The following is a 17,722-nucleotide window of genomic DNA, read 5'->3' as shown; positions in this document are numbered from 1 at the left end:
TGACCGGTCATGACCGCAGCGACCACCCCGAAAGGGGAACGACGGCGCGCCGCGCTCGTCGAGGCCGCCGCGAAACTGCTCGTCGAGGGCGGGTTCGACGCCGTCCGGCACCGGGCCGTCGCCGAGCGGGCGGGGCTGCCGCTCGCGTCGACTACGTACTACTTCGACTCGCTGGAAGAGCTGGTCACGGCGGCCGTCGAGCACCACGGGCATGGGGAGCTGGAGACGGGCCGCCGCCGGCTGGAGGAGCTGGCGACCCGCAACCGCGGCGTGCAGGCGACCGTCGACCTGGTGCTGGAGATGCTGCTCGGGCCGGAGACGGACGACCCGGAGGCTGACGCGGAAGCCGTGCTGCTGCGGTACGAGCGGCTGGTCGCGACCGGCCGCCGTCCGTACCTGCGGCCGCTTATGCGGACGCTGTCGGCCCAGCTCAACGAGCTGCTGACGGAGATCTTCGCCCGCTCGGGCACGCCGGTGAGCGAAGCCGACCTGGAACGGCTGGTGGCGCTGGTCGACGGCGCCGTCGTCAACGCCCTGATCGCGATCGACCCGGCCCCGCGCGCCGCGGCGTCACGGATGCTGCAGAACGCACTCGACGGCACCTGAGTCGTTACTGTCGTGCAGGTGGATCTGAACCTGCTGACCGCCTTGGACGCGCTGCTGGAGGAGAACTCCGTGCAGGCGGCCGCCGACCGGTTGCACCTCACGCCACCCGCGATGAGCCGCACGCTCGCGCGGATCCGGGCGACTACCGGGGACGACATCCTGGTGCGCACCGGCCGCACGATGACCCCGACGCCTCGCGCGCTGGCGATGCGCGACGAGGTGCGGACCCTGGTGTCCCGCGCGAACCGGGTGCTGGCCCCGGCCCGCACGGTGGACCCGGCGACGTTGCGGCGCACGTTCACCATCCAAGGCCACGACGCGCTGCTCGCGGCGTTGTTCCCGGCGTTGCTGCGCACGGCATCGGCCGAGGCGCCCGGGATCGGCTTGCGGTTGCTGGCGGAGGCCCCGGTGGACACGCCCGACCTGGCCCGCGGGCACGTCGACCTGGAGGTCGGCGCCACGGTGCCGGGCTCGCCGGAGATCAGCCACGACGTGGTCGGCGAGGACCGGTTGGCCCTGGTGACCCGCGCCGGTCGCGCGCTGGACCTCGAGGAGTTCGCGGCGGCCGAGCACGTGATCGTGTCCCGGCGCGGTCGGTTGCGCGACGCGGTGGACAAGGCGCTGGCCGAGCTGGGGATGCGCCGCCGGGTGGTGGCGGCGCTTCCGACGGCGGCGCTGGCGCTGCAGGCGATCGCCCACAGCGAAGTGGTGGGGGTGATGCCGATCCGGGCCACGGCCCAGGCGCGCGCGGACACGGGGTTGGCGGCGACCGAACTGGCGCTGGACCTGCCGGGCGCACCGGTCGTGTTGAGCTGGCACAGCCGTTACGACACGGACCCGGCGCACGAGTGGCTGCGCGGCCACTGCCGCACGGCGCTCGCCCAGGTGCTGGAGCCCGAGACTCCGGCGCCCGAAGGTCTTGAATGAGTCATTCAGGTCTTCCAGCGTCTTGAATGACTCATTCAAGACGTTTCGGCCCGGCCGGCTCACTTGGGCAGCGCCACCAGCACTTCCCCGCGGGGTCCGTCCTCGGCCGCGTCCAACATCGCCGCCGCCACTGTCGCGTGCGTGACCATTGCCGGGAACCACCGGCGTGGCACCGAATCGATGCCCAGCACCCGCCGCGTCGGGCTGATCGGGCCGGCCTTCATCGGGCCCACTTGGACCACCGTCCCACCCATGCCGAGGATCGCCGCGTCCGCGCCCACCTTGTCCGGCAGCTCGGCCTTCATGAACCGCTCCACCAGCGTCCGCGTCAGCCAGCCCGCCGCGCCCGCCGACGGCCCGGTCCCGAACGCCCCCACCGACACCGCCCGCGACGGCCTCGCGGCCACCACCGCACGAGCCCCGGCGGTCAGCACGCCGGGCGGATCGCCCTTCCGCAAACCCAGGGCGTCGAGCACGATTTCGCTTCCTCGCAAGGCATCCGCGATTCCCGCGGCATCATTGACGTCGGCGGCCACCGGAGTCAGCCGCTCGGTGGGAGGCAGCGAGGGACGCCGGCTGATGGCCACCACCTCGTGCCCGCGCGACAGCGCCTGCCGCACCAGCTCACTGCCCACCGCGCCCGACGCGCCGAGCACCGCCACCCGGCTCACTTCAGCACCTCCAGCGCCGCGGCGTGCAGACCCGGGGCGGCGACCAGGATGTCGGCCGAGTTGACGTCCCACGGAGCACCCGCGAGGTCGGAGACGACCGCACCTGCTTCGCCGGCCAAGAGGCTGCCGGCCGCCGTCCCCGGCAAGTCGGGTTCGTACTGCCAGAACACGTCGTACTGCCCGGAAGCCACGCCCAGCAAGGGGAACGTCGTCGGAATCGTGTTGCGCACCAGCAATGCCCGTGACGCCATCGCCGCGAACGCGCCCGCGAACCGTTCGTAGACAACGGAGTCGTTGCCGCCCTGGCTCGCCGTGACCGCCGCCGCCGAGAGGTCCGTCTTGGTCGAGACGCGCAGCCGCTGTCCGTTGAGGAACGCGCCCTGCCCGCGCGTCGCCGTGTACGTCAGGTCGCCGATCGGCTGGCGGAAGACGGTCAGCTCCGGCTGTCCGTCCGTGACCAGCGTGATCGTCACGCCCCACTCCGGCAGGCCGTGGACGTGGTTGACCGCGCCTTCGGTGCCGTCGACCACCCACCAGCGCCCGGCCGGCACGACCCGGCCGCTCTCGTCTTCGTCCCACCAGCCCACTCCGGCGACGCCGTCGAGCGCCTCCCGCACGATCGCCGTCGAGGCCGCTTCGAGGCCGGTGCCGAGCTCGTACATCGCCGTCCGGTCCGCCGGCCGGCTCGCCGGGTCGAACGAATCCAGCAACGCGAGTCCGGCTTTCTCGGCCGCCTGAGTCATCACCGCAAGAACGTTGTCGTTGGTCATGACTCCATTACGGCACGCCGAACGCCCTGATTCCAGTGCAATCTACTTAATCGACGAGTTACCGTCGTGCACTTGACTCAGGACTTGCGCTGAGCCTTCGCCAGGTCGTCGCGGGACTTCGTGACGAGCGCCAGCATCGCCTGCTCGGCCGCGACCGGATCGCCGGCGACGATCGCGTCGAACACCTTCCGATGGCTCGGCACCGGGTCTTCCGCCGCCGATGCCCCGTGCACGAGCTTGTCGCGCTCGGCCAGCCCGATCGCGATGACGCGTTCCATCCGCATCAGGAAGTTGTTGTGGGTGGCGGTCATCAGCCGCCGGTGGAACGCGAGGTCGGCCTGGACGCTCGCCTCCGCGTCGTCGGCCGCGGCCATGTCGGCCAGTGCCTCCCGCAGCGACTCGAGGTCTTCCTCCGACGCGCGTTCGGCCGCGATCCGCGCCGCCGCGGGCTCGACGACCGTGCGGACCTCGGTGAGCTCGTCGAGCAGGCCCGGGTCGTCGGCGGCCGCGGTCTGCCAGCGCATGACGTCGGTGTCGAGCATGTTCCACTTTTCGCGCGGCTGGACGAACGTGCCGCGCTTCTGCCGGGCGTCGATCATCCCCTTCGCGGCCAGCACTTTCAGTGCTTCGCGCAGCGCGGTCAGGCTGATGTCGAGCTCTTCGCGCAGCGCCGGCAGGTCCAGGACGGTGCCTTCGCCCCACTCGTCGGAGAGGATCCGGCTGGCCAGTGCCTCCACGGTCTGGCCGTGCAACCCGCGTGGCCGGTGTTCGGTCAATGGAGGGGCCCTCTCAGCTGGCAGGTCGTGATCGGAGTCATCCTACGCCGCCCGCTAAGTCGTCATAAATTATGAATACATCTTGACACCGGCGTCGCCCGGTTGCACTCTTTGGCAGCAGTCACGCCCGTGAGGGCGCCGAAGACAGCACCATGACAAAGGGGTCACGACATGACGAGTGCAGGCCTGTCCCGCCGTCGTTTCCTGCGCAACGCGAGCCTGGCCGGGCTGGGCGCGATCGGGTCGTCCGGCTTCCTCGCCGCCTGCGCCACCTCCGCGAACTCCGGCCCGGTCAAGCAGGCCGCCGGCGCGGTCACCGTCCAGTCGAACCTGTCCTCGCCCGAGGCGAAGAAGGCGATCGAAGCGCTGGCCCAGGCGTTCGGCGCGAAGGGCGGCGCGACGGCGACGGTCAACACCGTCGCGTCGGAGACCTTCCGCACCCAGCTGCCCAGCTACCTCACCGCGGCCACCCCGCCGGACACCTACACGTGGTACCCGGGTTCGCTGCTGTCCGGCTACGCGCGCAAGGGCCTGCTGCTCGACGTCGGCGACGTCTGGCAGACCATGGGCGACTACAGCGCCGCGTTCCGCGCGCTCTCCGGCGACGGTGCCGGGCACCAGGTCTTCGTCCCGACGTCCTACTACTGGTGGGGCTTCTTCTACCGGAAGTCCAACTTCGCGAAGTGGGGCGTGCAGCCGCCGACGAACTGGAGCGAGTTCCTCGCGCTGTGCGAAACCCTGAAGGGCAAGGGAATCGCGCCGATCGGGCTCGGCGCGGGCGGCAACACGCCGTGGACCGCGTCCGCGTGGTTCGACTACCTGAACATCCGGATCAACGGCGCGCCCTTCCACCGCGAGCTGCTCGCGGGCAAGCAGCGCTTCGACGACCCGCGCGTCAAGAAGATCTTCGACCCGTGGCGCCAGGCCCTGCCGTACTTCGACCCGAACGGCACCGCGATCGCCTTCCAGGACGCGACGACCGTGCTGCTCCAGGGCCGCACCGGCATGGTCCTCACCGGCACGTTCTTCGCCGACGCCGCCCCGAAGGACGCGCTCGACGACCTCGACTTCTTCCAGTTCCCGATCCTCGACCCGGCCGTCCTGGTCGCCGAGGAGGGCCCGACCGACGGCTTCTTCGCCAGCGCGCGCACCCCGCACGTCGCCGAGGTCAAGGAGTGGTTCAAGTACGTCGCGACGGCCGAGGCGCAGGAGCTCTACATCAAGAACTCCTCCGGCACGGTCCTGCCGACGAACCCGAAGGCCAAGGACAACGGCACCCCGCTGGTCCAAAAGGGACGGAAGCTGCTCACCGACGCCAAGGAGATCACGCAGTTCTTCAACCGCGACTCCTCCGACGCGCTGCAGCCGACCGCCGACGCCGCGCTGATCCGGTTCATCCAGAAGCCCAACGAGCTCGACTCGATCCTGAGCGACTGGCAGACGGCCGCGCAGAAGGTCTGGCAGTCCTGAGATGGCGGTGCTGACCGCGAAACGGCCCGACACGGCGTTCCTGGCCGCGAAACGCCGTCGTCGCCGGATCTCGCCCGTGCTGCTGGCGTTCGTCCTGGTGCCGCTCGTTGTCGAGGGGTTCTGGGTGTTCTGGCCGGCGCTGCAGGGGTTCTACCTGGCGCTGACGAACTGGGACGGCGTCTCGGCGCCCACGTTCGTCGGCTTGGGGAACTTCGCCGAGATGTTCTCCGACGACATCTTCAAGACCGCCGCGTTCGACACGGTGATCTGGCTCGTGCTCTTCGGCGGCCTCTCGGCCGTCGGGGGGCTCGCGCTGGCGACGTTGCTGCAGAAGGAACGCCGGGGCGTCGGGTTCTACCGGGCCGCGCTGTTCACGCCGGTGGTGTTCTCGCTGGTCGCGACGTCGCTGATCTGGCAGGTGATCTACCAGCCGGACGGCGTGTTCAACAAGGTGCTCGGCGCGATCGGGCTCGGCAGCTGGCAGCACGCGTGGCTCGCGGACCCGAAGACCGCGCTGTACGCGGTGCTCGTCCCGGCGCTGTGGCGGCAGCTCGGCTACGTCATGGTGCTGTACCTGGCCGGGCTCAAGGGCATCGACCCGGCGCTGTACGAAGCGGCCAAACTGGACGGCGCGACCGCGTGGCAGCAGTTCCGCAACGTGACGTGGCCGCAGCTGCGCAGCGTCAATTCGGTCGTCCTGTCGGTGATCATCATCGACTCGCTGCGGTCGTTCGACGTCGTGTGGTCGATGACGAAGGGCGGGCCGTACCACTCGTCCGAGCTGCTGAGCACGTACATGTACGCGACGGCGTTCCAGTCGCTGCGGCTCGGCTACGCGTCCGCGCTGGCCGTGGTGATCTTCGTGCTGGCGTTCGGCGTGATCGTGACCTACCTCGTGCGCGCCTTCCGGGAGGACTCGTGAGGAGGACGCGCACGTTCGGGTTCCACCTGCTCGCGGGCGGGCTCTCGGTGCTGTGGCTGCTGCCGATCGCGCTGGTGCTGACGACGAGCGTCCGGACGTTCTCCGACATCGCGTCGAACGGCCTGGGCGCGCTGCCGGCGTCGTTCTCGCTCGACGGGTTCGGCCAGGCGTGGGGTGAGGGCGGCGGTGGGCACGCGATGCTGAACAGCCTGCTCGTGACGATCCCGACGGTGCTGCTCGCGCTGCTGCTGAGCTCGGCGGCGGCGTTCGCGCTGAGCCGGTACCGGATCCCGCTCCGCCGCACGATCATCCTGGTCATGCTGGCGGGAAACCTGCTCCCGCCGCAGATCCTGCTCGTGCCGGTCGCGAAGCTGGCCGAACTGCTGGGTATCTACGACACGCTGACGGCACTGATCGTCGTGCAGGTCGGGTTCGGGCTCGGCTTCTACACGTTCGTGCTGCAGGGGTTCATGCGGTCGATCCCGGACGAGATCCAGCAGGCGGCGCTGATCGACGGCGCCGGCGTCGCACAGATCTTCTGGCGGATCATCCTGCCGATGACCCGCCCGGCGCTGGCCGCGCTCGGCGCGCTGGCGTTCACCTGGACGTTCAACGACCTGCTGTGGTCGATCACCGTGCTGCGCACCGGGACGGTGATGCCGGTGACGCCGGCGCTGCTCGGCCTGCAGGGGCAGTACGTGTCCAACTGGAACGTGATCGCGGCGGGCTCGGTCATCGCGGCCGTGCCGACGGTCGCGGTGTTCCTGCGGTTCCAGAAGCACTTCATTTCGGGGCTGGCGATCGGGGCGATCAAGTGACGTGGACCGTGTCCATGAAGTCCACTTCGTACACGGTGGCGCTGGATCCTTCTTCCCGGTGGGCCGAACTCGTCGCGTGGGGGCCGTCCGGGATCGAGGACGGGCCGTCGGTGTTCACGAACGCGGGCTCGGTGCACTTCATCACCGACGCCGACGCGGCGCCGGTGGAATACGCACCGCTGGGGCTGCGGCCGTTCTCCGGCGCGGACGTCTCGGTGCGGGGTGGTTCTTGGTGGCGGTTCGACTCCGCGTCCCACGACGGCGACCTGCGGTTGACCTTTGTGGACGAAGTCGCGGGGTTGCGCGCGGTGCTGTGCTACCGGCCGGTGCCCGAGACCGACGTCCTGACCCGGTGGGTCGAGTTCACGAACGCCGGTTCCGAGCCGCTGGAGTTCGACCGGCTCGGCTCGGCCGGGGTGTGCGTGCCCACCGTGTCCGGTGCGCAGCTGACGTACTTGACCGGGCAGTGGTCGCAGGAGTTCACACGGCAGTCCGTTTCGCTGCCCGCGGGCGGGTTCCGGATGGAGAGCCGGTTCGGCGTCCCGGGGCACGCTCATGTCCCGTGGCTGGCAGTACAGGACTCCTCGGGCGGCGCCGCTTTCGGCGTTTCCCTGGAATGGCCGGGGTCGTGGGAGATCTCCGCCGATGTGGAGCCGTCCGGGCTGACCCGCGTCCGGGCCGGGCGGCTGCCGTCACCGGGTCCGGTGCGGCTCGAGCCCGGAGCTTCGCTGGTGACCCCGGCCGTCGCGCTGGCGTCCAGTGTGGATGGACTGGCTGGGCTCGCGTCGGTGTGGCACGACTACGACCGGGTGCTGGCGGGTGCACGTTGGCGGCGTCCGCGTCCAGTGCTCTACAACTCTTGGGAGGCCACGGGCTTCGACGTCCGGAGTGCGCATCAGCTGGAGCTGGCGAAGCGCGCGGCCGACCTCGGCGTCGAGCTGTTCGTGGTGGACGACGGCTGGTTCACCGGCCGTGACGACGACACCGGCGGCCTCGGTGACTGGACCCCGGCGGAGGAGTCGTTCGGCTCGTTCGTCGATTCGGTGCGTGAGCTGGGCCTGGAGTTCGGCCTGTGGGTCGAGCCGGAGGCGGTCAGCCCGAAGTCGCAGCTCTACGCTTCGCATCCGGATTGGGTGTACCGCATCGACGGGCGCCCGCTCACGTTGATCCGCAACCAGCTCCTGCTGGACCTCGGGCTGCCCTCTGTTGTTTCGTTCATCAAGTCCACTCTGGACTCGTTGCTGTCGGCGTACCCGATCTCGTACCTGAAGTGGGACATGAACCGGCCGCCGACGGAACGCGGCCGGCCGGGCGCACCGTTCGCGGACCTCGACGCCGAGCACGTGGCGGGTTACTTGTCGGTGCTGGACCACCTGCGTTCGGCGCACCCCCACGTGACGATCGAGGCGTGCGCGGGCGGCGGCGGCCGGACCGACCTGGCCACGGTGGCCCGCACGGACGTGGTGTGGCCGAGCGACAACACCGGGCCGCTGGACCGCCTGGCCATCCAGGACGGGTTCCTGCTGATGCACGCGCCGCACCTGATGAGCTCGTGGGTGACGGAATCCCCGGGCGTGTTCGACCCGCGGCCCCGGTCGCTGCGGTTCCGTTTCGTGACGGCGATGGCCGGAGTGCTGGGCATCGGCGCGGACCTGTCTTCCTGGACGTCGACCCAGCATACCGAGGCGGCTTCGCTGATCGCTCTGTACAAGTCGATCCGTGACGTGATCCACCACGGGACGGCCCGGGTCCTGGCCGGCCCCTCGTCCCGGACGGCGGCAACGCAGTACACGTCCGAGGACGGAGACACGGTGGTCGTGCTGGCGTGGAGCACCGGGCAGTTGACCGGCGCGCCGCTGGTGCCGGGCCGGTCGTCGCGGGTGCGCCTCTCGGTACCGGAAGCGTCCTATGTGGATTCGGCGGGCACCCGCTATTCGTCAGCCCACCTGAGGTACGCGGGTCTCCCCTTCGACTGGACCACGGACCACGACGCCGATGTCGTGATCCTGCGGCGTCAGGGCAGCGACACCGGTAGCACGAACGTCGGCGAGCCCGTCGGGTAGCGTCGCAGGTCCGAGCTCGTTACCGGCAGCGTGAACGCCGTGACCGCGTCGTCCGACTGCGCCGCCACGTAACACGTGCCGCCCAGCAGGGCGAAGTGCCTCGGGTTCGCGCCGCACGGCTGGTCCGCCAAGGCGGTCAGATCATCGAGGGTGAACTCCGACATGCAGTCCGGACCGCGGTTCGACACGTAGAGGTTGGAGTCGGTCAGCTCCAGGTGGGCCACCAGGTTCGGCCCGTACCCGTGCGCTCCTCCCAGCGTCGATTCGGTGATCGATACCACCTCGAACGCGCCCGGGGACGTCTCGCGGACCGTCACCACCGTCCCGGCCAGTTCGCCCACCACGTAAGCGAGGTCGGTGCCCGGCCGCCGGACCAGCTGGCGCGGGCCCGTGCCCGGCGGCAGCTGAGACACCGCGAGCAGCTCCAGAGAACCGTCGGAAGACAGCGTGTAGCTGCGGATCTCGTCCGTGCCCAGGTCGACCGCGCTGACCACCGAACCGTCGGCCGACGGGACCGCCATGTGGACGTGCGCCGCTTCCTGGCGCTCGGGGTCGGGGCCGCTGCCCGTGTGCTGGACCAGAGCCGTCCGCGACTGGACAGCGCCGGACGCGGACAGCGAGAACACCGCCAGACTGCCCCCGGTGTAGTTGGCGCACAGCAGGAACCGGCCGTCCGGGGTCACCGCCAGGTGACACGGGTGCGCGCCGCCCGTCTCGGCCGTGCCCAGCACGGACAACGCGCCGGCGTCCGAAAGCGCCAAGGCCGTCACGCCACCGGTCGCGGTCTCGTTCGCCGCGTACAGCACCGGCAACGACGGGTGCTTCGCCAGCCACGACGGCGACTCCATCGGCAGCGAGGCGACCTCCGTCAGATCGCCGGTGGCGGACCGCGAGAACGTCGTGATCCCGGTGCCGTTCCCCGCATCGCCGGTGTAGCACCCGACGAAGACCAGCTCAGCCATGCGCGCTCCTCAACAGCGTTTCGACCCGGGCGGAGATCTCCGCGGCGGTGCCGCGGGTCAGCGCCGAGCCGACCCCGCACGCCACCGCGCCCGCCGCCAGCCAGCCTGGCACGTCCGCCGGTCCGATGCCGCCGGTGGGCACCAGCGGCGCCTGCGGGAGTGCCGCCCGCACGTCCTTCACCCAGGACGGGCTCAGCGCCGAGGCGGGGAAGACCTTTACCGCGTCAGCACCTTCTTCCAGCGCCCGCACGATTTCGGTCACCGAACCCGCGCCGGGGAACGCCGCCGCGCCGTACCGGTGAGCGGTACGGATCACCGCCGCGTCGACCGACGGCGACACCAGGAACCGCGCGCCCGCGCGGATCGCCAGCACCGCCGACGCCTCGTCGAGCACCGTGCCGGCGCCGATCGTCGCGTCCGCGTAGGCCGCGGTCAGCCCCGAGATCGCGTCCAGCGCGCCCGGGTTCGTCAGCGGCAGCTCGATCGAGCGCAGTCCGCCTTCCAGGGCCGCGCGCGCCGCCGAAACCGCCGACTCCGCGTCGTGCGTGCGCACGATCCCGACGACGCCCTGACGCAAAGCGTTCGCCGTGATCTCCCAGCGATAGGTCATCGGTCCACCTCCGTGCCGAGCAGTGCTTTCGTGAGTTCGCCCCGGTCGGGTAGGCCTTCCAGGTCGGTCCGGGTGCCGACTACCAGCGCCGCGCAGGCCGCGCCCGCCCGCAGCGCGTCCTCCGGCGACGCGCCCCGCAGCCACGCCGACAGGTACCCCGAGGTCAGCGCGTCCCCGGCGCCGACCGGGTCGACGACCCGCGTGACCAGGCTCGGCTGCGACCACGAGCCGTCGGCCGTCACCGCTCGGGCGACCTTGTCCCGCTGCTTGACGACCACCGTCTGCGCCCGGCCCGCGAGCAGCGCGTCCGGCGTCTGCCCGAGCAGTTCGAGCTCGTCGTCTCCGGCGAAGACGAGGTCCGCCCTGGTCAGCAGCGGGCCGACGGTCTCGCGCCAGCGGTCCGGCTTCGCGAGTTTCAGCCGGACGTTCGGGTCGAAGGACACCCAAGCGCCCGAAGCGCGGGCCAGTGTGAAGAGGGCTTCGACGGCTTCGCACGCGTCCGGCGACAGCATCGCCGTGATCCCGGAGACGTGTACGAGCCGAGCACCGTCGAGACCTGCGTCGCGCACGTACGCGGGTGTCAGGCGCGAAGCTGCGGAGCCGCTTCGGTGGTACTCGACCGTCTCGGTGTCCCGGATGAGGAACCCGGTGTACGCGTCCGGATCGACTTCGACCTGCGAGACGTCGACGTCGTCCGCGCGCAGGGTGGCGAGCACGTGCGCGCCGGACGGGTCGTCGCCGACGCGGCTCAGCCAGCGGACGCGGTGGCCGAGCCGGGCCAGGCCGACGGAGACGTTGGTCTCGGCGCCGGCAACGGAAGACGTGAAGGTGCGGGCGCGCCGCAGGGCGACGCCGGGCTCGGCGAGCAGCAGCCGCATCGCCTCGCCGAGAGTGACGACTTCGGTGTTCATCGCGGACAGCATAGCGCGTGAAATCTTAATTTAGGATTTATTCTTGACGGAGACCGAGACGCCCCGGCATGCTGCTCCCGGCTTAGCTCGACGCTGTTTCACTGGAGAAGGGTGTCCAGCAACATGTTCCTGAAGAGATCCCTAGCGGTCGTAGCAGCGGCAGCCGCCGCGCTCACCGCCATCGCGATCCCCGCACAGGCAACACCGGCCGTGGACCAAGGCGCTCCCGACTACTACGACAGCGGGGTCGCGAAGACCCCGTACATGGGCTGGAACACCTACTACGGCCTCGGCGCGCCCAGCGAGGCGTCGGTGAAGTCCGTCGCGGACTTCCTCGTCTCCAGCGGCCTGCGCGACGCCGGCTACCGCTACGTCTGGATCGACGGCGGCTGGACCGCCCCCGACCCGCGCGACGCCCAGGGCAACCTCCTCGCGGACAGCGCGAAGTTCCCCAGTGGACTGTCCACTTTGGTCAAATACCTGCACGACCGCCACCTGCTGGCCGGCATCTACACCGACGCGGGCGCCTCCGACGGCAAGAACTGCGCGGCCGGCTCCGGCGGCTACTACGAGCAGGACACCAAGCGCTTCGCGAGCTGGAAGTTCGACGCCGTCAAGGTCGACTTCCTCTGCGGCATCGCCCAGAACCTCAAGCCCGCCGACGCGTTCACGCAGTTCAGCCAGGCCCTCGCCAAGGCGGGCCGTCCGATGGTGCTCAACGTCTGCAACCCGGTCACCGACGAGTGGGGCACCCCGCACGGGCCCGACCAGGTCGCCGGCATCGCCTACAGCTACGGCCCGCTGGTCGCCGACTCGTGGCGCACCAGCACGGACATCGCGTTCGGCACGCCGTACGAGGGCATCTGGACCGATGTCCTGCGCAACATGGACGCCAACGCCGCGCACCCCGAGGCGAACGGGCCGGGCCACTACAACGACCCCGACTACCTGATCCCGATGCGCAAGACCGAGCAGGGTACCTACGAGCTGAACGAGGAGGAGTCGACCACCCAGTTCGTCATGTGGGCGGAGATGGCCTCCCCGCTGATCCTCGGCTCGGACCCGCGCACGCTGCCCGCGTCGATGCTCAAGACGCTGAAGAACCCGGAGATCGTGGGCGTCAACCAGGACCGCCTCGGCATCCAGGGCGTCCGGGTCGCGACGACCGGCGCCACCGACACCTACAGCAAGGTCCTCGACCGTGCCGGCGACCGCGCGGTCGTGCTGCTCAACCGCGGTGAGGCGCCGACGCAGATGACGTTGAACCTCGCCGACGCCGGGCTGAAGGGGCGAGTGTCCATTCGCGACCTCCGCGCCCGCGCCGACCGTGGCAGCGCGACCGGCTCGTACACGGTCACCGTCCCCGCGCACGGCACGGCGTTCCTTCGCCTGCACGGCACCGACCTCGTCCCGGGTGACGACCTCGGCGGCACCGCGTCCGCCAGCCCGGCGATCGTCCGGACCGGCGGCAAGACCGTGACGTTCTTCCGCGACCAGAGCGGGTCCCTGCAGGTCAAGGGCCTCGACGGCCCGAGCCGGGTCGGCGGCGGGTTCCTCGGCCAGCCCGCCGCGGTGGCAACGTCCACCGGCATCGACGTCTACGTCCGTGGCCTCGACAACGCCCTCTACCAGCGCAGCTACTCGAAGCGCTGGAGCGACTGGAAGCGGCTCGGCGGCACGCTCACCGACTCGCCGTCCGTGACCACCGACGGGACGGTCTTCGCGCGTGGCGCCGACGGCCAGGTCTGGCAGCGGACCAGTGCCGGCGAGTGGTCCGGTCTCGGTGCGCCCGGCGGCAAGCCGATCTACGGCCGGCCCGGCGCGGCGACGTCCACGAGCGGCACGGTCGTCGCCGTCCGGACCGCGGACGACAGCGTCTGGGCCCGCACGAAGACCGGGAGTACCTGGTCGGACTGGACGTCGGTCGGCGGCACGGTCAGCAGCAGCCCGACGCTCGTCGCGGTCGGGGCGAAGGTCGCGCTCACCGCGTCCGCGAGCGACTACTCGCTGTGGGCCAACGACTGGTCCGGCTCGTGGGCGGGCTGGTTCAAGCGGCCGGAGTACCCGAGCGGGAGCATCGTGGGAACCCTCGGTGCCGCGTCCGACGGCGCGTCGCTGTGGTTCGCCGCCCGCGGGCCGGACGACCATGTGCATGTAGCGAAGTTCTAGGAACGGGAGAGGCGATGTCCACGCGTACGGCAGTGGTGACCGGTGCGGCGTCCGGGATCGGGGCGGCAACGGCCCTGAAACTGCTCGACGACGGCTACCGCGTGCTGGGCGTGGACATCGCCGAACTCCCCGACGGGGTCGTCCCCATCCGGGGTTCGGTCAGCGACGAGGCGACCTGGGCGGCCATCGGTGAGGTGGACGCCCTGGTCAGCAACGCCTACGTGCCCAGCACCGGGGCGCTGCACGAGATCGGCCGCGGGGAGTGGGAACGCCAGCTCGACGTCAACCTGACCGGCGCGTACCTCGCCCTGAAGGCCTGCCTGCCGTCGCTGCGGGCCCGGGGCGGCGCGGTCGTGCTCGTCTCGTCGGTGCACGCGCACTTCGGCCTGCCGGGCCACCCCGCGTACGCCGCGAGCAAGGGCGCGCTGGTCGCGCTGGCCCGGCAGCTGGCCGTGGAATACGCGCCGTCCGTCCGCGTCAACTCCGTGCTGCCGGGGCCGGTGCTCACCCAGGCCTGGGACCGCATCTCGCCGGAGGACCGCGAACGCAGCGCCCAGGCGACCCCGGCAGGCCGGCTCGGTGACCCGGCGGAGGTGGCGAACGTGATCGCTTTCCTGCTCTCGGGCGCGGCGTCGTTCGTCACCGGGGCCGAGCTGACCGTCGACGGCGGCTGGTCCGCCGCCAAGGATTCCGCGTAGATGGGGGACACGGTTGAAGATCACCGGGGTTGAAACGTTTCTGGTCGCGCCGCGCTGGCTGTTCCTCAAGGTCAACACGGACGAGGGCATCAGCGGCTGGGGCGAGCCCGTGGTCGAGGGCCGCGCGGAGACCGTGCGCGCCGCCGTCCACGAAATGTCCGAGCTGCTGATCGGCCAGGACCCGCTGCGCATCGAGGACCACTGGCAGGTGCTGCGCCGCGGCGGCTTCTACCGCGGCGGCCCGGTGCTCTCCAGTGCGCTGGCCGGCTTCGACCACGCGCTCTGGGACATCGCCGGCAAGGTCCGCAACGCGCCGGTGCACGAGCTGCTCGGCGGCCCGGTCCGCGACCGCGTCCGGGTCTACAGCTGGGTCGGCGGCGACCGGCCGTCGGGCATCCGCGAAGCCGTGTCCGCGCAGGTCGAGGCCGGGTTCACGGCGGTGAAGATGAACGTCGCCGGCCCGCTGACCGCGATCGCGTCGCCCGCGGAGGCCGACGCCGCGGTGGCGCGCGCCTGGGAAGCGCGGGAGGTGCTCGGCCCGCACCGCGACCTCGCGATCGACTTCCACGGCCGCGTCTCACCCGCGATGGCCCGGCGGCTGGTGAAGCTGCTCGAGGACGTCCAGCCGATGTTCGTCGAGGAGCCGGTGCTGCCGGAGACCCAGGGCGACGCGCTGCGCTCGATCGTCGAGGCGTCCACCGTGCCGATCGCGGTCGGCGAGCGGCTCTACTCGCGCTGGGAGTTCAAGCCGGTGCTCGACGCGGGCGTCGCGGTGGTCCAGCCCGACCCGTCGCACGCTGGCGGCATCTCCGAGCTGCGGCGGATCGGCGCGCTCGCCGAGATCTACGGCGCTTCGCTCGCGCCGCACTGCCCGCTCGGGCCGATCTCGCTGGCCGCGTCGCTGCAGGTCGCGTTCGCGACGCCGAACTTCCTGATCCAGGAACAGAGCGTCGGCATGCACTACCACGAGGGCCGCGAGCACGCGTACCTCACGGATCCGTCGATCTTCGCCTTCCAGGACGGTTATGCGGCTCGCCCGCTCGGGCCCGGGCTCGGCATCGAGGTCGACGAAGCGGCCGTCCGCCGCGCCGACGAAGTCGGCCACGCGTGGCGCTCGCCGGTGTGGCGCCACGACGACGGCGGTCTCGCCGAATGGTGACCTGGCTCGAACGCGGCGACCTGCGGCTCGGCCTGGTGCCGGAGCTCGGCGGCCGGCTGCTGTCCCTGTGTCACCGCGGCGTCGAGTTGTTGTGGCGCAACGCCGATCTGCTCGACGACGACCTGCGCGGCGAGTACGCGCCGAACTCCGGGCAGATGGGCGACTGGGTCAACTACGGCGGCGACAAGACGTGGCCCGCGCCGCAGGGCTGGGCCGGTCCGGACCAGTGGCCCGGCCCGCCCGACCCGGTCCTCGACTCCGGGCCGTACTCCGTGGCCGCCGACGGGGACACGGTCACCATGACCAGCGCGCCGGACCCGCGCACCGGCCTGCGCTTCACGCGGGCGATAACCTTGCTCGACAACGGCTACCGGCTGGACCTGCGCGCGGAGAACATCAGCTCGCGTCAGGTGCGCTGGGCGCTGTGGAACGTGACCCAGCTCCCCGGCGGCGGCCCGGTCACCGCCGGGCTCCGGCGGCCCGAGGTGGTCGCGCTGGTGGCCGGCACCGGCACCCCGGAGTACACAGTGGACGGTGACCGCCTGGTCGTGCCGGCTCAGGACGTCGTCGGCAAGCTTGGTGTGCCGGGCACGGCGGGCTGGGTGACGTACGGCGCGCTGACGCTGTCGTTCGACGTCGACCCGGCGGGCGAGTACCCGGACGAGGGCTCGCCGCTGGAGATCTGGCTGGAGCACCCGCTGCCGGCGCCGCTCGCGGAGCTGGGTGACCTCGACCCGCCGGCGCGGATCGTCGAGCTGGAAGTGCTCGGCCCGCTGACCACCTTGGCGCCCGGCGAAGCGACCGGCTTGTCGATTCGTGCCGAAGTCCGGGAAGATGACGTGTGACCTTCACCGTCCGAAGCCTGACCGCCGTGGTGTTCGCGCTGGCGATCACCGCCGCCGTCCCCGTCGCCGCCCACGCGCAGGAAGCGCCGGAGTGCCCGGCGAACCTCGACTGCCGGTTCCTGCCCGCCGCCTACGACTGGTCGAGCACGGACCACGGCAACCCGAACAACTACGGCAACTACGACCCGGCGAACCGGCCCGGTGACGGCCAGCAGATCCAGTACATCGTCATCCACGACACCGAAAGCCTGCCAGGCAGCGGCGTGAGCCCGTACGACCAGGCCATCGCCACCTTCCAGAAGCCGGAGAGCGGTTCGAGCGCGCACTACGTGATCCGCTCGTCCGACGGCCAGGTCACGCAGATGGTGCCGACCGAGGACGTTGCCTGGCACGCCGGCAACTGGACGATGAACGAGCACTCGATCGGCATCGAGCACGAGGGCATCGCGACGCAGGGCGGCACCTGGTACACCGAGCAGATGTACCGCGCTTCCGCGGACCTCGTGAAGTTCCTGGCGGCGAAGTACCACATCCCCCTCGACCGCGAGCACATCCTCGGCCACGAGGACATCTCCCGCGAGCGCACCAGCAACTTCGCCGCCGCGCACTGGGACCCGGGCCCCTACTGGGACTGGGCCCACTACATGGACCTGCTCGGCGCGCCGATCAAGGCGACCGGCGGCCCGGCGAGCGAGGCCGTGACGATCAAGCCGGACTACGCGACCACCCAGCCCGAGCTGACCTCCTGCAGCGCCGGCACCTGCACGCCGCTGCCGGCCCACGGCGCGAACTTCGTCTACCTGCACACCGCGCCGGACGCCGCGTCCCCGCTGATCACCGACTCCGTCGTGCACCCCGACGGCTCACCGGGCACGACGGCGATCGACGACTGGAGCGACAAGGCCGTCGCCGGCCGCACCTACGCGCTCGCCGGCGAGCAGGGCGACTGGACGGCCATCTGGTACGGCGGGCAGAAGGCGTGGTTCTCGAACCCGGGCCACTGCGCGACCGTCCCGGCCCGTGCCCAGCGCGTGACCGCGGTCTCCTCGGTGCCGTTGTACGGGCGCGCCTTCCCCGAGCAGTCCGAGTACCCGGCGGGCATCCCGTTCGACCCGATCTGGACGGTCGGCGCCATCCCGTGGACGCTGCCCGCGGGCCAGAGCTACGTCGTCACGGGCGAGTTCCGGGCGGAGAACTACTACGCGCGGTTCGACCCGGCGGGCGTGCCGGCCAACCACACGCTGGTCACCGGTGCGACGAGGTACCTCCAGCTCTCCTACAACCACCGGGTCGTCTACGCGAAGGCCTCCGACGTCCAGGTGCTACCCGGCTGACCTGCGCAGGT

17 protein-coding genes are annotated in these 17,722 nt (G+C 71.0%); 11 read left to right on the top strand and 6 right to left on the bottom strand.

What is annotated here, in order from left to right:
• Window positions 1-9: 9 nt before the first annotated feature.
• Both QQ657_RS48055 and QQ657_RS48050 read left to right on the top strand, forming a co-directional pair.
• Window positions 10-606 (top strand): TetR/AcrR family transcriptional regulator, encoded by a 597-nt coding sequence (locus QQ657_RS48055; RefSeq protein WP_284749126.1) that lies wholly within the window; start codon window positions 10-12, stop codon window positions 604-606.
• An 18-nt stretch (window positions 607-624) separates the two neighbouring features.
• The gene (locus QQ657_RS48050) at window positions 625-1,533 is read left to right on the top strand and encodes a LysR family transcriptional regulator (RefSeq protein WP_284749125.1); all 909 of its coding nucleotides are present in this window, start codon (window positions 625-627) and stop codon (window positions 1,531-1,533) included.
• 59 nt (window positions 1,534-1,592) lie between these two features.
• Here the strand turns inward: QQ657_RS48050 and QQ657_RS48045 are convergent, their stop codons facing one another.
• From QQ657_RS48045 to QQ657_RS48035, 3 genes are all read right to left on the bottom strand, one after another.
• The gene (locus QQ657_RS48045; protein WP_284749124.1) at window positions 1,593-2,204 is read right to left on the bottom strand and encodes an NAD(P)-dependent oxidoreductase; all 612 of its coding nucleotides are present in this window, start codon (window positions 2,202-2,204) and stop codon (window positions 1,593-1,595) included.
• Window positions 2,201-2,974: an inositol monophosphatase family protein gene (locus tag QQ657_RS48040; RefSeq protein ID WP_284749123.1), complete on the bottom strand. Its 774-nt coding sequence runs from the start codon at window positions 2,972-2,974 to the stop codon at window positions 2,201-2,203. Before QQ657_RS48040 ends, QQ657_RS48045 begins: the two co-directional genes overlap by 4 nt.
• Before the next feature lie 77 nt (window positions 2,975-3,051).
• Window positions 3,052-3,750 carry a FadR/GntR family transcriptional regulator gene (locus QQ657_RS48035; protein WP_284749122.1) on the bottom strand — a complete coding sequence of 233 codons (699 nt, stop codon included), beginning with the start codon at window positions 3,748-3,750 and terminating at the stop codon, window positions 3,052-3,054.
• Window positions 3,751-3,921: 171 nt separating this feature from the next.
• Between QQ657_RS48035 and QQ657_RS48030 the strand changes: the two genes are divergently transcribed.
• From QQ657_RS48030 to QQ657_RS48015, 4 genes are read left to right on the top strand one after another with little or no spacing between them, the layout of a single operon-like run.
• Window positions 3,922-5,220 (top strand): ABC transporter substrate-binding protein, encoded by a 1,299-nt coding sequence (locus QQ657_RS48030; RefSeq protein ID WP_284749121.1) that lies wholly within the window; start codon window positions 3,922-3,924, stop codon window positions 5,218-5,220.
• 1 nt (window position 5,221) lies between these two features.
• Window positions 5,222-6,142, top strand: coding sequence for a carbohydrate ABC transporter permease (locus tag QQ657_RS48025; RefSeq protein WP_284749120.1), 921 nt, complete (start codon window positions 5,222-5,224; stop codon window positions 6,140-6,142).
• Window positions 6,139-6,960 carry a carbohydrate ABC transporter permease gene (locus QQ657_RS48020; protein WP_284749119.1) on the top strand — a complete coding sequence of 274 codons (822 nt, stop codon included), beginning with the start codon at window positions 6,139-6,141 and terminating at the stop codon, window positions 6,958-6,960. The genes QQ657_RS48025 and QQ657_RS48020 overlap by 4 nt, the downstream gene beginning before the upstream one ends.
• Window positions 6,961-6,974: 14 nt before the next feature.
• Complete coding sequence (locus tag QQ657_RS48015) at window positions 6,975-9,023, top strand: alpha-galactosidase (protein WP_284749118.1); 2,049 nt, start codon at window positions 6,975-6,977, stop codon at window positions 9,021-9,023.
• Here the strand turns inward: QQ657_RS48015 and QQ657_RS48010 are convergent.
• The 3 genes from QQ657_RS48010 to QQ657_RS48000 are packed head-to-tail and all read right to left on the bottom strand — an operon-like array spanning window position 8,975 to window position 11,506.
• Window positions 8,975-9,985, bottom strand: coding sequence for a lactonase family protein (locus QQ657_RS48010; protein ID WP_284749117.1), 1,011 nt, complete (start codon window positions 9,983-9,985; stop codon window positions 8,975-8,977). The genes QQ657_RS48015 and QQ657_RS48010 overlap by 49 nt on opposite strands.
• Window positions 9,978-10,595, bottom strand: a complete 618-nt coding sequence (locus QQ657_RS48005) for a bifunctional 4-hydroxy-2-oxoglutarate aldolase/2-dehydro-3-deoxy-phosphogluconate aldolase (protein ID WP_284749116.1) — start codon at window positions 10,593-10,595, stop codon at window positions 9,978-9,980. The genes QQ657_RS48010 and QQ657_RS48005 overlap by 8 nt, the downstream gene beginning before the upstream one ends.
• Window positions 10,592-11,506 carry a sugar kinase gene (locus tag QQ657_RS48000; RefSeq protein ID WP_284749115.1) on the bottom strand — a complete coding sequence of 305 codons (915 nt, stop codon included), beginning with the start codon at window positions 11,504-11,506 and terminating at the stop codon, window positions 10,592-10,594. The genes QQ657_RS48005 and QQ657_RS48000 overlap by 4 nt, the downstream gene beginning before the upstream one ends.
• Before the next feature lie 123 nt (window positions 11,507-11,629).
• Between QQ657_RS48000 and QQ657_RS47995 the strand changes: the two genes are divergently transcribed.
• From QQ657_RS47995 to QQ657_RS47975, 5 genes are read left to right on the top strand one after another with little or no spacing between them, the layout of a single operon-like run.
• Entirely contained in the window at window positions 11,630-13,675 is a 2,046-nt protein-coding gene (locus tag QQ657_RS47995; protein WP_284749114.1) for a DUF8189 domain-containing protein, read from the top strand.
• A gap of 14 nt (window positions 13,676-13,689) precedes the next feature.
• Window positions 13,690-14,373, top strand: a complete 684-nt coding sequence (locus tag QQ657_RS47990) for an SDR family NAD(P)-dependent oxidoreductase (protein ID WP_284749113.1) — start codon at window positions 13,690-13,692, stop codon at window positions 14,371-14,373.
• Window positions 14,374-14,386: 13 nt separating this feature from the next.
• Window positions 14,387-15,532, top strand: coding sequence for a galactonate dehydratase (dgoD, locus tag QQ657_RS47985; protein WP_284749112.1), 1,146 nt, complete (start codon window positions 14,387-14,389; stop codon window positions 15,530-15,532).
• The gene (locus QQ657_RS47980; RefSeq protein WP_284749111.1) at window positions 15,526-16,377 is read left to right on the top strand and encodes a DUF4380 domain-containing protein; all 852 of its coding nucleotides are present in this window, start codon (window positions 15,526-15,528) and stop codon (window positions 16,375-16,377) included. The genes dgoD and QQ657_RS47980 overlap by 7 nt, the downstream gene beginning before the upstream one ends.
• Window positions 16,374-17,711 (top strand): N-acetylmuramoyl-L-alanine amidase, encoded by a 1,338-nt coding sequence (locus QQ657_RS47975; RefSeq protein ID WP_284749110.1) that lies wholly within the window; start codon window positions 16,374-16,376, stop codon window positions 17,709-17,711. The genes QQ657_RS47980 and QQ657_RS47975 overlap by 4 nt, the downstream gene beginning before the upstream one ends.
• Window positions 17,712-17,722: the final 11 nt, after the last annotated feature.

This window comes from Amycolatopsis ponsaeliensis, assembly GCF_030182635.1.
Taxonomy (GTDB): domain Bacteria; phylum Actinomycetota; class Actinomycetes; order Mycobacteriales; family Pseudonocardiaceae; genus Amycolatopsis; species Amycolatopsis ponsaeliensis.
Note: the sequence above shows the minus strand (reverse complement) of the source record. Positions and strands in the feature narration are given on the sequence as shown.

Coding starts and splice junctions, on each gene's coding strand:
- QQ657_RS48030 (WP_284749121.1), top strand. CDS start 3,922: ATGACGAGTGCAGGCCTGTCCCGCCGTCGTTTCCTGCGCAACGCGAGC.
- QQ657_RS48040 (WP_284749123.1), bottom strand. CDS start 2,974: ATGACCAACGACAACGTTCTTGCGGTGATGACTCAGGCGGCCGAGAAA.
- QQ657_RS48005 (WP_284749116.1), bottom strand. CDS start 10,595: ATGACCTATCGCTGGGAGATCACGGCGAACGCTTTGCGTCAGGGCGTC.
- QQ657_RS48000 (WP_284749115.1), bottom strand. CDS start 11,506: ATGAACACCGAAGTCGTCACTCTCGGCGAGGCGATGCGGCTGCTGCTC.
- QQ657_RS48025 (WP_284749120.1), top strand. CDS start 5,222: ATGGCGGTGCTGACCGCGAAACGGCCCGACACGGCGTTCCTGGCCGCG.
- QQ657_RS48055 (WP_284749126.1), top strand. CDS start 10: ATGACCGCAGCGACCACCCCGAAAGGGGAACGACGGCGCGCCGCGCTC.
- QQ657_RS48010 (WP_284749117.1), bottom strand. CDS start 9,985: ATGGCTGAGCTGGTCTTCGTCGGGTGCTACACCGGCGATGCGGGGAAC.
- QQ657_RS47980 (WP_284749111.1), top strand. CDS start 15,526: ATGGTGACCTGGCTCGAACGCGGCGACCTGCGGCTCGGCCTGGTGCCG.
- QQ657_RS48015 (WP_284749118.1), top strand. CDS start 6,975: ATGAAGTCCACTTCGTACACGGTGGCGCTGGATCCTTCTTCCCGGTGG.
- QQ657_RS47990 (WP_284749113.1), top strand. CDS start 13,690: ATGTCCACGCGTACGGCAGTGGTGACCGGTGCGGCGTCCGGGATCGGG.
- QQ657_RS47995 (WP_284749114.1), top strand. CDS start 11,630: ATGTTCCTGAAGAGATCCCTAGCGGTCGTAGCAGCGGCAGCCGCCGCG.